This is a genomic window from Paraburkholderia sp. BL21I4N1 (assembly GCF_002973525.1).
Lineage (GTDB): Bacteria > Pseudomonadota > Gammaproteobacteria > Burkholderiales > Burkholderiaceae > Paraburkholderia.
Genome location: NZ_PVEN01000002.1, coordinates 36,720 through 48,721, shown reverse-complemented (window position 1 = coordinate 48,721; position 12,002 = coordinate 36,720). Strand labels below are relative to the sequence as shown.

The 12,002-nt window shown below is 61.6% G+C and carries 11 protein-coding genes; 3 read left to right on the top strand and 8 right to left on the bottom strand.

Translation table 11 applies throughout. The features are described 5' to 3' along the window. Window positions 1-7: 7 nt before the first annotated feature. From B0G83_RS06535 to B0G83_RS06510, 6 genes are all read right to left on the bottom strand, one after another. Window positions 8-2,413, bottom strand: coding sequence for a hypothetical protein (locus B0G83_RS06535; RefSeq protein ID WP_374954895.1), 2,406 nt, complete (start codon window positions 2,411-2,413; stop codon window positions 8-10). A gap of 398 nt (window positions 2,414-2,811) precedes the next feature. Beyond that, window positions 2,812-3,195, bottom strand: coding sequence for a nuclear transport factor 2 family protein (locus B0G83_RS06530; protein WP_105506656.1), 384 nt, complete (start codon window positions 3,193-3,195; stop codon window positions 2,812-2,814). Window positions 3,196-3,329: 134 nt separating this feature from the next. After that, on the bottom strand, window positions 3,330-3,908 hold the full coding sequence (locus B0G83_RS06525) for a nucleotidyltransferase family protein (protein ID WP_181156734.1): 579 nt from the start codon (window positions 3,906-3,908) through the stop codon (window positions 3,330-3,332). Window positions 3,909-3,995: 87 nt separating this feature from the next. Beyond that, complete coding sequence (locus tag B0G83_RS06520; RefSeq protein WP_105506655.1) at window positions 3,996-5,726, bottom strand: ABC-F family ATP-binding cassette domain-containing protein; 1,731 nt, start codon at window positions 5,724-5,726, stop codon at window positions 3,996-3,998. Between the two features lie 482 nt (window positions 5,727-6,208). Next, entirely contained in the window at window positions 6,209-6,502 is a 294-nt protein-coding gene (locus tag B0G83_RS06515) for a hypothetical protein (protein WP_105507179.1), read from the bottom strand. Window positions 6,503-6,762: 260 nt separating this feature from the next. Continuing rightward, on the bottom strand, window positions 6,763-7,662 hold the full coding sequence (locus tag B0G83_RS06510) for a LysR substrate-binding domain-containing protein (RefSeq protein WP_105506654.1): 900 nt from the start codon (window positions 7,660-7,662) through the stop codon (window positions 6,763-6,765). A 132-nt stretch (window positions 7,663-7,794) separates the two neighbouring features. Here B0G83_RS06510 and B0G83_RS06505 point away from each other — a divergent pair, with 132 nt between their 5' ends. Continuing rightward, entirely contained in the window at window positions 7,795-8,427 is a 633-nt protein-coding gene (locus tag B0G83_RS06505; RefSeq protein WP_105506653.1) for an FMN-dependent NADH-azoreductase, read from the top strand. Window positions 8,428-8,464: 37 nt separating this feature from the next. Here the strand turns inward: B0G83_RS06505 and B0G83_RS06500 are convergent, their stop codons facing one another. Beyond that, complete coding sequence (locus B0G83_RS06500; protein WP_105506652.1) at window positions 8,465-8,809, bottom strand: VOC family protein; 345 nt, start codon at window positions 8,807-8,809, stop codon at window positions 8,465-8,467. A gap of 129 nt (window positions 8,810-8,938) precedes the next feature. Here B0G83_RS06500 and B0G83_RS06495 point away from each other — a divergent pair, with 129 nt between their 5' ends. Continuing rightward, complete coding sequence (locus tag B0G83_RS06495) at window positions 8,939-9,601, top strand: ureidoglycolate lyase (RefSeq protein WP_105506651.1); 663 nt, start codon at window positions 8,939-8,941, stop codon at window positions 9,599-9,601. A gap of 52 nt (window positions 9,602-9,653) precedes the next feature. On the opposite strand, the gene B0G83_RS06490 is transcribed toward B0G83_RS06495, so the two are convergent. After that, a complete protein-coding gene (locus tag B0G83_RS06490; protein WP_105506650.1) occupies window positions 9,654-10,265 on the bottom strand; it encodes a TetR/AcrR family transcriptional regulator C-terminal domain-containing protein in 612 nt (203 codons plus the stop codon). A gap of 65 nt (window positions 10,266-10,330) precedes the next feature. Between B0G83_RS06490 and B0G83_RS06485 the strand changes: the two genes are divergently transcribed. After that, complete coding sequence (locus tag B0G83_RS06485) at window positions 10,331-11,869, top strand: FAD-dependent monooxygenase (protein WP_105506649.1); 1,539 nt, start codon at window positions 10,331-10,333, stop codon at window positions 11,867-11,869. Window positions 11,870-12,002: the final 133 nt, after the last annotated feature.

The window sequence follows — 12,002 nt, the reverse complement described above, 5'->3', positions numbered from 1 at the left end:
ACGTTCGCTACTTTCTCGTGGCCAGGTCGACGTCGAGGCCGCCGTCGGTGCCCATTCGTACCGTGCCCTTCGACACGTCGCGGCGATAGGCGTACAGATCGAATTTCATCACGCCCGGGTTCGAACTGTCCTTGATGAAGGTTCTCGTATTCGTCACCAGCGAATTGAACATCTTCACGTCGCCGGATTCGATCCACACGAAACTCTTGCCCGCATTCGCGGGCGGCCGCGCCGCGGCAATCGCGCCGTCACGCTTGAATTTCAGCACCAGGCCTTCGTCCGTCACCGTCGCGCTGGCGAGGCGCCCTTGCAGCACCGGCGGCGGAAACACCGTGTACTGGTCGAACACCAGTTCGTTGCCCTTTAACGCCACGCCCTTGCGCGTGAACGGCGTCAACGACGCCAGCGGAATATCCAGCGCGCGCAGCAAGCCCGCCTGCGGCACGCCCAGCACTTTCACCGAGGTCGGTTCGTACACGAGATGCCGTTCGTCCTTCGCGACGATCGTGCCGCTCATCGTGGTCGGCAGCCATACGCCGGGAAAGTGATTCCACAACTTGATGCCACCGGTGACTTCGAGCTTACCGTCGACGGGTTTCAATTGCAGATCGTTCAGCGAGCGCGGCTCGTAGTCGAGCAGGTAGTCGTTGAACAGCGCCGCCATGGCCGGCCACGGTTCGACCACCTCGCCCCCGATGATGTGAATATCGTATTGATCCGGGTCGTCCAGATCGACGGGCTGGCCCGGGTGCTTCGGCACCATCTGCGCGTCCAGCGATCGCACATGAAAACCGATCCGCCCGGCTACGTAGAAGTCGACGTTCTCGACGTGAATCAACGGCGCGACGCCCGGCGAATGACGCTCGTCGGTGAATGCGGATCCGGGCGTCGCCATGCTCTGGCCGCTGAATGCCGCGCGTGTGCCGACCGGGATTGCGCGGGCAACCGAGGCAGCCCTCAAGGTCGGCGGCACATGTTGCCAGACCAGCCGCGCCTGCGCGAGCGAAGCCTGTTGCGCGCGGATGAAGCTGTCGTTGAAACGCGCGCCGGCGCTGCCCGTTTGCTGCGCCGTGTCGTTCGCCGCGGCGGCGCTGGTGCTGGCGCTTGCACTGGCGAGCGTCGAATAGGACGGCAGATGCACATCCAGCGCGCCCGCCTCGTCGAAGGTCAGATAGCCGGCGGCCATCTGGTCGCGGTAGTGGTACAGGTCCAGCACGAAGGGCGTGTTGGCGTCGAGCGGCGTGATCGCCATGTCGATGTTCATCGGCATCGAGCGCATGAATTTCACGTCGCCGCCCTGCACCAGCAGGCCGCGGGTGGGCATCGTCGCGGGCCAGTCGATTTTCGGCACCGTGTGGTCGTCCAGCGTGAAGCGTACGCCGGCCGCGCTCGTGTCGATGTGCGTGATGCTCATGCGTAACGCGGGTGGCGGCGTCAGTTTGGCGACCTGCATTACCACGTCGTCGCCGTCCAGACGCGCGATCGGCGTGTCGACTTTCAGCAGGTCGGCCATCTTGACGTGCGCGGCCTGCATCAGCTTGTCGGCGCCGACGCCGGCAACTTCGACGTGATCGGCGTGGAACACGAGTTCATTGGCGTTGCGCATCGACAAGGCGCCGCTCAGCACGATCGGCACCCAGGTTTCGCGATGCATCTCGCCGGTGATGCGCAAGCTGCCGCCATCTTGCGGCACCACCCGCATGTTGCGCAGCGGCGAGCCTTGATACTGGAACAGGTAGCGGTCGAAGATCGCGGTGAGCCTGGCGCTGTCGAGCGTGACGTCGCCGCGGTGCACGTTGATCGTCACGCTCGTCGGGTCGTCGAATACGATCGGCTGCCCGGGATGCGCGGGAGTCAGCGTCGCGGCCATGTCGTGGATCATGAAGCCGATGTCGCCCGTGACCCGAAAGTCGACGTCGCGCGCGAACATCAGCGAACCGTCGATGCCGGAATCGCGCAACGTTAGTGGGCGGGTACGCTTTTCGGTCATGCCGCTGGCCGACGGCAGACGTTCGGCGACCGCCTGTTCGGCAGCAAGTTGTTTGGCCTTGGCGAGTTCGAGTGACGGGCGTGACGATGCGGCGGTGCCGTGCGAGGTGTCGGCGGTGTTAAGGGCGGTGTCTTGAGACGGCGTTGCGGTGACGGTATTGCCGGTTGCGCTCGCCGCGCTCATCGCCGCGCTCATCGATCCGCTAGCGGGTTTCGCCGGCGTGGACGACGTATCCGTGGTGCTCGAACTCGCGTCCGCGCAAGCGGACATCAGCAAGGCGGCGGTCAACAACGCGACGCCGACGCCGATCGGTGCGCACCACGCTCGCGTGTGCGCGGCTCTTCGGGACCGTGGCGACCGTGCCGACCCTGCCCCGTGCAGCGCGTTGGTGGCTGCTTCGGCTGTGATGCGCGTCTGTTTCATGATGTCTCCTCCTGAAGCTGCGACGCATCTTGTGCGCGCCGGCTGCGGCATGGTTCGTCGCGCTGACGGCGGCTTTAAACACCACGCCGACGCCGCGCGTCTTTGATCTGATTGTCTTGATTTGTCAGCGCGCTGCCGACAAGATTTCTGGAGGACGCTCACCAAACGATCAAGCGTTTGAATCGCCGCGGTGAGTCGGTGGGAAGCCGCATGGGTCGGACGTCAGCGGCGCGCCGCGAAACGACATTCAAACGGCATTGACGGGCCTGATTGACGCGACGTGCGAGGTTAGCGGAGATGTCGAAGCCCACGAGGCACTCGCCGCGGACGCAAACCGGCCGCGTCAATCGATTTGTGGCGCTGCAATAAAAAGGCGGTCATCCGACCGCCTTGGGGTATCACGCGGTCTGCTGAACCCATTGCTTACGCCAACCGGGTGCTTCAAAGGGATCCGAAAAATACTGGGTCTCGTGGACGACCTTGCCGTCACGAAACTCCATGATGCTGACCGTCCAGAACGCGCGGCCGCTATAGGTGATTTCGTATTCCGTCACCCACAGATTCCCTTCGCCCTGAATGCGCCTGACGTCGAATCCCGATGGCTTGTCGGGATGATGTCCGCGTAGTGCCTGCAAATTGGCCCGGCCGAGAATTCGCTCACCCGATTGGGGATAGTCGCAGATGGCGTCGTCAGCGTAAATAGCATGCTCCGCGTCCAGATCGCCGGCCGCCGATGCGCGCCAGTGCGCATTCAAGGCTTCAAGCAACGGTTCTTCCTGCATGGCAACACCTCCGCACTACTTTCTGTTCCGCGATAAAGGATTGACGCGGGTAGGCTGATTCAGTGTAGCAAACGAATCGCGGGTGAATGACGCTAACCGGACGAAGCTGGGAGTGGATCCGCACCCCGGAGAAATCAGCTCGGGACGATAGTCACTCGAGGCCAGCGCTGTGGATATTGCTTCTGTTCCACACGTTTCCGATACGTCTCCACGCTGACACGCGCCGGATTTCGTCGCACCACCATACCGAACAGATCGTCGAGCCCATAGGGCGCAATCACATCGATCGAATCGTCCCAACGTAGCGTCAGCCCGACCGAGGTGGCGAATTCCGGCCACGATGCCACGGCGTCTTTCAACGAAGCGAGTGGCGCAACGGTATGACCAAACGTTGCGTCGAACCATTGGTGCACGGCGGCCTGATTGGTCACGTCCCATGGCATCGATGGATACGCATCCGTCAGGCAGCGTCGATATTCCGCATCGCGCGCGGACGAGAGATCGGACGCCTCGAAGTAAGCCACGTCGACATCTGAAAGAGCGGATGGGACGCGCAGTTCATGAAGGGCGTCCCATACGAGATTGCGAACAGCGCCTGCGCCGATACACCAGGAAGACAGGTTCAAACCGCGCGCTGCAACGAGTGCGGACCAGAACCACGTCGATTCGCTTGCGAGGTTGACGAGTTGGGCTTCGAGGTCGATTGATGGCATGGATGAGAGAGAGAAGGAACCAGACTGGTATTGGCAGGAATCGTGCTTTTTACCAGACGGGTTCCGAAGGGATCTTTCAGTCGGATTTTACAAGCCCAGCCTTTCCTCCAGTCGACGCATCTCCTGCTGCCATTCCTTCTGCAAATGAGGCTTTTGATGCTTCGGCTTGCGCGCCAGGTCCATCTCTAGCCACGATTCCAATTGGCACCAGCGCTGCCATTGCACTTCAGCCTCGTCACCAGCGAAGCCGGACTGCACGCTCAAATCGACTCGTGCAGCCGGAGCAGGCTCGGATCGCACCTTGTCGCCGGTCGCGAACAGACGCTGATACGCACTGGCGGCGTCCGGCCATTCCTGGACCCGGCCGTCGCCGATAACCCAGAAGCGGTTGCAACTGTTTTCGATCAGTTCCCGATCGTGCGAAACCAGCAGAAAGCCGCCGACGAAAGCGGCCAGCGCTGTCGCGAGTTCACGCTTGCCGTCCAGATCCAGGTGATTGGTCGGTTCATCGAGCCATAACAGGTGATAGCTGGCCATGGACAGCGCCAGGAACAGCAACCGCGCTCGTTCACCGCCGCTGAGCGTGGCCACCTTCTGGCCGTGTCGCGAATAGGCGAACCCCGCCGAGATCAAGGCCTGTCGCCGCTCCCTGTCGCCAACCGGCGCGAATTTGTAGAGGGCGTCGGGCAGCGTCGCTTCGTCGGCCAGCTGACGCAGCGACTGATCGTAGTAGGCGATGCGCGCCGCCGGATGATAGCGCCAGCCCGCGCGTGTCTCGCCGGTCTGCACGTCGCTCCAGCACTGCCGCAATAGCGAAGACTTGCCGGCGCCGTTGCTGCCCAGCAGCGCGACCTTGTCACCCGGCCGCAACCACAGCGCGTCCAGCTCGAACAACACGGGCTGGTCGGACTGCGCGCGAACCTGCAGGCCTTCAAATGCCAGCAGACTATCGGCGGCCAGCGACTTCCCGTGCAATTTCAGGCACCACGGACTGCCACGACTGACGAAGGTCTGATCGTCTTTCAGCTTATCGGCGCGCCGCTGGATATTCTTGGCCTGACGCAACAGTTTTTCATTGTCATGCTCGCGACCCCAGATGGCGACGCGTTTGCTGCTGGCCGTCAACCGGTCGATTTCCTTTTGCTCGCCGTCATGGCGCAACTGCGCCGCGGCGTCGGCCTCGGCCAATGCGACCAACGCCTCGCTGCACGGCAAATCGAAGCTGTACAACTGCTGATCGCGCAGAATCCAGCTCTTGTCGCTGAGCGTGTCCAACAGTCGCGGATCGTGCGACACGAGAATGAAACCGCCCTGCCATCGGCCGAGGAAATCCTCGAGCCACAACAGCGACGGCAGGTCCAGATGATTGCTGGGTTCGTCCAGTAACAGCAGGTTAGGCTCCTGCAACACGGCGCGCCCCAGCAGCAGGCGCGTATGCTGCCCGCCGCTCAGGTTGGCCACGGGCGTCTCGGCGGCCTCGGGCAACGCCAGTTCGTTCAGCAGACTGTCGACTCGCCAATGTTGCTCCGGCTGTTTGTCTATTGCCTCGAGCAGCGCCTCGCGCGCCGTCAGGTTTTCGAGCCGCGGCGGCAGATGTTGCTCGACATGCTGCAGGCGGCACTGTCCCGCATATTGCACGCTGCCGGCGCCCGGTTCGCGGCTGCCGGCCAATAGGCCTAGCAGGCTGCTTTTGCCGCAGCCGTTATGGCCCAACAGACCAATGCGGTCGCCCAGTTTTACTGTAAAGGAAAGGTCGAGGAATAGCGGGCCGTGGCCGCTTTCCATTTGCAGGGAAAGTGCGGAAATCAGGGTTGTCATGCTTTTGCTCTCGTTTCTGCGGGACGTGTTTGTCCCTGTCAACAGGAGCGCTGGCGACAACAATGGAATCGAGAAAGAACTCGACCAGATGAGTAGGCTTTGCTCTGACCAGGTTATCGCAGCGCGATAGAACGCAGGTGAGAGCCGGCAAATGTGCTGGACCAATGTACCAACATCATTGGGTACACAAGCAGAACCATATTTACCTCCTTTTTTCAGAAAAGAGTTAATGTCTGCGCAGTGTAATCGGGCATGGGCGGTCTGGACAAGTACGAGTATCCGGTTTCGATCTGAATAAAACCTGCATAATCGCCAGTGAAATAGCCCTTACGCGCTGGAACCCGATTCTTCTATTTTTTCCACCTGGCTTGGATACCCTTGAGGACGAAGACTACTCCGCTAGCGCCAATAATAACGACGTCGTGCTGGACACAATGCGCGAGGCAGGTTGACCGTCAGGACGTCGCTATTCTTGATCGCTATTATTGACCGGCCGGCGATACGGTGCTCGGGGTTGCCAGCGTGTTGTGGCTTCCGGGCAGGTTGGTGAGCGACGTCGCGCTATTGCTTGAGCCATTCGCCAGGCCCGAGTTTGGCGACGCGGCGCCCGTGCCGCTTTCAGAATTCACGGCGCCAGGCGTGCCGTAACCGCTCGTTGCAGCGGCGGGCGACGTGACGCCTGGCGTCGCCAGTGTGTTATTGCTCTGCGCATAAGCGCCGGCCGACAGCGTGAGCGCGGCGACAGCCGCGATTAATGTGCTAGTTGCCTTGATCATGTCCCGCTCCTTTTTGATCTGGACTCGAATTGCGGCCTGAACGACCCATTCGCTTTTCTGCGAGGCGGCCATTGCCGGCCTGACTCGTGGCGATCTGGCATGCCCTCGCAGTTGTACACGTAGAGCAAACCCATAGATCACCGCACAGCTAGTCTAGGAAAGCGGTCGCAGATAATTAAGCACTTTATTTGCAAAGATGAATTGCTATTTCTGGAATTGAGTCGAGTGGCGTTTAATAGGCATCGTGAATGGAGACCGCATTAAGCCAAAGGATGATGCGCAGCGATCAGATTGCGCTTCCCCACGCCCATGCGAACCTCGACCTCTTCGAAAATCGCCTCGGCGAATTCCACCGCAGCCGGCTTCTCCGCGTCGTACATCATAACGAATTCAATCTCCGGCAATGCCGGCAAACCTTCGCTGACGCCGAGTTCGCGGAGTTCGTCGTCGATCACGCTGCGCGGCACCGGCGCAATGGCAATACCCGCTCGCGCAAATGCCCGAATGCCCATCACACTCGGACTTTCGCACGCAATGCGATACGGCATGCCGGCCAACGCGAGTGCCTTGACCGCCGCCTCCCGAAACGGACACGGATCGGGAAAACACGCCAGTGGCACGTCGCCTTCGGGAAGCGGCTCATGGCGCGCAAATGCCCAGCCGAGCGGCTCCCGCCACAACGTGGCGGCCGTGTTCGACGCCGAACACCGGCTGCCGATAACCAGATCGAAATCGCCATTCGCGTGGCGTCGAAACAGACTCTCGCCAATGTCGACGGTGAGATCCAGCAGTAATCCACGGCGCGCGGCGCTAAAACGCCGCATCGCGTCGGGCAACCATCCGCCGGCAAAATCCTCCGATGCGCCGACCCGCAGCTTGCCGCCGTAGGTGTCGCCCGCTCCCAACCGGGTTCGGGCTTCGTCGCTGAGGTTGAGCATGGCCCGCGCATAGCCGAGCAGCGTCTGGCCATGCTCCGTGAGCGCAACGCGACGCGTATTGCGCACCAGCAGCGCGCGCCCGATCTGCTCCTCGAGACGAACCACCTGGGCGCTCACCGCGGATTGACTCAAATGCAAGCGTCGCCCGGCACCCGTGAAGCTGCGCGCCTCCGCGACGACTACGAATGTACGAAGAAGCGCGGTATCGAGCGGGCTGTCCATTCATCACCAAACTGGGTTAATTCAAGCAATTAATAGCGTTTCTAAATTATAAGCGCAGTCGGTACGCTGCCAATCACGGTGAGCGACCACGCATTCCGCCCGTCGCCGTCACCTCCCGAAAGGACTGGCCTCATGACTCGCGTTCTCTATATCGAAGGTTCACCCAACAAGGGCTACTCGGCGTCCATCGAAGTGTGCAATGCGTTTCTGGATGCGTACCGCCTGGCGCATCCCGATCACGAGATTCAAAAGCTCGATCTGTGGAACGAGGCGCTTCCCGAATTCGATGCGGACGCCCTGGCCGCGAAATACGCCAGTTTAAGCGGGACGCCGTTGACGCCGAACCAGGCCGCCGCATGGCGGCGCATCGAAGCCCTTGCGGCGCCCTTTCACGAAGCCGACAAATTCCTGTTCGGTGTGCCGTTATGGAATTTCAGCATTCCGTACAAGCTGAAACAGCTGATCGATCTGATCTCGCAGAAGGACGTGCTGTTCTCGTTCGATAGTTCGGGTTTTGCCGGCATGTTGCGCGGGAAAAAGGCGGCAGTCGTTTATGCGCGCGGATTGAGCTATACGTCGCCGGGATCGCTGACGCCGGCCAGCGAATTCGACCTTCAGCGTCCTTACATGGAGACGTGGCTGAAGTTCGTGGGCGTGGAGAACGTCGCCGGCATCGTCGTGGAGCGCACGTTGTTCGGTCCCGATGGGAAGGTGGACCGAAGCCGCGCAATCGAAGAAGCCCGCGCAATGGCACGCGAGTTTTGAGTATGCCGGCGGCGACAGGAATGGGGCGAAGAAACGCTTAATCGTGGCACGTGCAAATTTCGAATTCGTGGCCGTCGGGGGTCGCCAGAACGACGCTGGTCATATCGTCGTTCAACTGCATGACGACGGTTGCCCCGAGAGACTTTGCGCGGTCCAGAAAGGCCGGCAGAGAAGACGCATCGAACTCGAACACGGGCACGCTAGCGCTACCGACTAACTCATCGCCGAAATCATTCAGCAACAACCCAATCCGAACTCCACCGATTGAAAACTCGGCCCACTTCTCCGACTTGCGATTCGGCGAGAGTCCTAGCAGCTTTTCCCAGAACGTGATCGACCGTTCCATGTCCATCACTTTGAAATACATGGTTCTGATGCGCATCGAGTTTTCCGGGACGAGTATTGGAAGGCTCAGAAGATCACACACCTTAAACAGGAAAGCTACTGCCGATTCATTGCAGGTGGCCCCGGCAGTCACAAAGAGCCGGTTCGCGACGTGTAGACTATTTGGATGACCCAAGAAATCGACTACCTCAACCCCGCTCTGCCTGATGGCCTCCGGCGCGTGTCCCTGCCCGTGGTCGACGCGACCCCGCAAACGCTCCACGGATTCGGCCGGCTCGTTGCAGATCCGAACGATTGCGCCGTCGAGATCGTGCAGTGGCCCGCCGTGGGATCGAGGCCGATCGATCCCGGCACCGGCGACGAGGCCGGCACGACCGAAGGCACCTTCGTCAGCGAATGGCGCGGGGACATTCTCTACGGCCGCAATGAAGCCGTGGGCGGCAACTACATCCTCGCGTACGCAACGGAACCCGCAGCCGCCCGCGAAGACCACACCGCTCAACCGGAGCGCATGTTGCTCTGGCACGCGAACTATCATCCGGACGGCGGACAGCTCTTCTTTCCGCTCGACGGTCGCCCGTTCTACGTGCCCTTGGCATTGCCCGGCGACGACATTGCGCCGGAAAGCTTCGTGTGCTTTCGCTTCGATGGACGGCACGGTCTCTACATCCATCCGAACATCTGGCACGAAGGCGTCTTCACCCTTGAAGGCACCCAGCGCCTCTTCGACAAACAGGGCGCCGTGCACGCACGCGTTTCTGTCGACTTTGCCCGCGAGTTTGGATGTCTTCTCGAAGCGCCGATCCAACGCGCCGCGCTGCCCGTTTGAGGCGGCAACCTTTAGCGTGAAACGCAACTTCTCGCCTCAGGGCGAGAAGCCGCTATCGGCGGCCAAGACCGCTAACCAGCAGACCCAGGCCAAACTCGAAAGCCACATCGGGATCGATGGGATCGATCGCCGGGCCGGCGTCCGCCGTCTGAGCGGTCTTGCCTTTGCCCGCCGCTTTGCCTTGAGGTTCGGCTGACGCAAGCCGAACGTCACGCGCCTGCTCCTCCAGCACGCAACCCACCGTGAACTGACCTGCGGCCAGCAACGCCATCTGCGCATCCGATTCGCTCAAACCGGCGCGCACCAGGTAAGCCACTTTCGGCAGTATCCGCTTGAGCTCGTCCTGGCTCGGCGTCGTGCCGGCATGCAGCAATGCGCCGTCGCGATGCGCGAGGAGCGCGCGACGGAAGCTGCGTGCGTTGTCGGCAAACCAGACCGGCCAATCCGCGATGTCCTCGGGCACGCCGATCGTGTGATGCCGGCTCAGCACCAAGGAAGCCATCTCGCCGAGCAGCGCCGACTTGTCACGGAAGTGCCAGTAGAGCGTGGCCGACTCCACGCCGAGTTTCTCGGCAAGACGCCGCGTCGATAACCCGTCCAGGCCGACTACGTCGAGGAGTTCAAGCGCCGCACTCGCCACTTCGTCACGTCGAATTTTTGCCATGCTTGACTCTCTATCAGTGATAGATATACTTATCGTTGATAGATTTTAACATCGAGGCGTCGCGTATGACCGTTCTCCCTACCCGCACATCGGTGCTGATCGTCGGCGGTGGCCTGGTTGGCCTGTCGGCCGGCCTGTTCCTGCAGCGCCTGGGCGTGCCCTTCGTGCTCGTCGAGAAGAACGAGGCGGTTTCGCAACTGCCGCGCGCTCGCGGCATCCATCTGCGAACCATGGAACTGTTTCGGCAGATCGGCGTTGAAGATGCAGTCAAGGCGGCGACGGCGACGGCCTGGAAACAGGGCGGCTTCGGCGGCGCACGACGCGGACGCACGCTGATGGACGCGCAGTCGATCGTCGACGTCTCCACCATGCGCGTGAAGATGGCGGCGGCCGGCGCATCGCCGTCAAGTTTCGGCGCCTGTCCGCAAACGCTGATCGAGCCGGTGCTACGCCAGCATCTGGAGACGCGGGGCGGCGACGTGCGCTTCGGCCATGAACTCGTGTCGTTCGCCGAGTCGCGCGATGCGGTGGTCGCGACAGTGCGTGGCCGCGATGGGCAGGAGACGGTCGTTGAAGCGACCTGGTTGCTCGGCGCCGACGGTGGCCGCAGTTTCGTGCGCAGGCAATTGGGCATCGGCATGACCGAAACGCCCGCCCCTCAGCATCTGCTCAACCTCTTCTTCCGGGCCAATCTGACCGAGGCCGTGAAAGGCCGCACGTTCAGCCAGTGCGAGATCGCGAACGAAACAGTGCGCGGCCTTTTTCTGGCAATGAACAACACGGACCTATGGTCGTTCCATCTGGAATACGAACCGTCGCAAGGGCCACCGGCCGACAGCGAACTGCCCAACCTGCTGCGCGCCGCGATCGGTCTCGATGACGTCGACGTCGAGATGCTGAGTCATGGCACGTGGAGCACGGGCGTTTCTATTGCGCAGCGTTATCGGTCGGGCCGCGCTTTTCTGTGCGGTGACGCGGCGCATCTCATGCCGCCGTGGGGCGGTTTCAATGCGACCACCGGCATTGCCGATGCACACAATCTCGCGTGGAAGATCGCCGCTACATTACGCGGTGAGGCGGCTGCGGCGCTGCTCGATAGTTACGAGACCGAGAGGCGGCCATTGGCCGTGCGTAACGGCAGCCAGGCTTTGCTGCGCACGGACTTCGATGCGCGCTTTGGTATCGAAACGCCCACCAACCGGGCGGTGTTCGCTGCGTTGCTCGATGCGGGTGCCTTGTTGTTGCGGCATCGCTATCCGTATGCGGACAGCGCGCATTCCGAAGACTCGCCTGAGTGGGTACCTCATCTGCAGGCACAGACCGGGACGCGCTTTCCTCACGCGTGGATTCGGCGTGATGGACAACGGATCTCGACGCTCGATCTCTTCGGCGACAGCTATGTCTTGCTGGCCGGCCCGGACGCTTCGGCGCGGGCATCGCGCGGTGCAAGCCTGAATCCCGCTACGCCAGCGGTTTATGTCGCCGGCAAGGATTTCGAATTCGTGGATTCCGAAGACGACTGGCGCACGCTGACGGCTCTGCCCGACGAGGGTGTGGTGATGGTGCGGCCAGATGGGTTTGTTTTGTATCGGTCGGAGGGTTGAGATTGAGGTAGGCGTCGTCGATTCCGACGCCCGTGCCTGACGATGGCCGCAGCCGTTATCGGCTCGAACGTCCTCAATAGGTCAACTTGCGGCGCGATAGACGGCAAAGACCTCGCGATTTAGGCTAAAAAGT

What these genes read in the sequence shown, in the direction of transcription:
- B0G83_RS06535 (WP_374954895.1), bottom strand. Translation starts at nt 2,413, where the DNA reads ATGAAACAGACGCGCATCACAGCCGAAGCAGCCACCAACGCGCTGCAC.
- B0G83_RS06530 (WP_105506656.1), bottom strand. Translation starts at nt 3,195, where the DNA reads ATGCAGGAAGAACCGTTGCTTGAAGCCTTGAATGCGCACTGGCGCGCA.
- B0G83_RS06525 (WP_181156734.1), bottom strand. Translation starts at nt 3,908, where the DNA reads ATGCCATCAATCGACCTCGAAGCCCAACTCGTCAACCTCGCAAGCGAA.
- B0G83_RS06520 (WP_105506655.1), bottom strand. Translation starts at nt 5,726, where the DNA reads ATGACAACCCTGATTTCCGCACTTTCCCTGCAAATGGAAAGCGGCCAC.
- B0G83_RS06515 (WP_105507179.1), bottom strand. Translation starts at nt 6,502, where the DNA reads ATGATCAAGGCAACTAGCACATTAATCGCGGCTGTCGCCGCGCTCACG.
- B0G83_RS06510 (WP_105506654.1), bottom strand. Translation starts at nt 7,662, where the DNA reads ATGGACAGCCCGCTCGATACCGCGCTTCTTCGTACATTCGTAGTCGTC.
- B0G83_RS06505 (WP_105506653.1), top strand. Translation starts at nt 7,795, where the DNA reads ATGACTCGCGTTCTCTATATCGAAGGTTCACCCAACAAGGGCTACTCG.
- B0G83_RS06500 (WP_105506652.1), bottom strand. Translation starts at nt 8,809, where the DNA reads ATGCGCATCAGAACCATGTATTTCAAAGTGATGGACATGGAACGGTCG.
- B0G83_RS06495 (WP_105506651.1), top strand. Translation starts at nt 8,939, where the DNA reads ATGACCCAAGAAATCGACTACCTCAACCCCGCTCTGCCTGATGGCCTC.
- B0G83_RS06490 (WP_105506650.1), bottom strand. Translation starts at nt 10,265, where the DNA reads ATGGCAAAAATTCGACGTGACGAAGTGGCGAGTGCGGCGCTTGAACTC.
- B0G83_RS06485 (WP_105506649.1), top strand. Translation starts at nt 10,331, where the DNA reads ATGACCGTTCTCCCTACCCGCACATCGGTGCTGATCGTCGGCGGTGGC.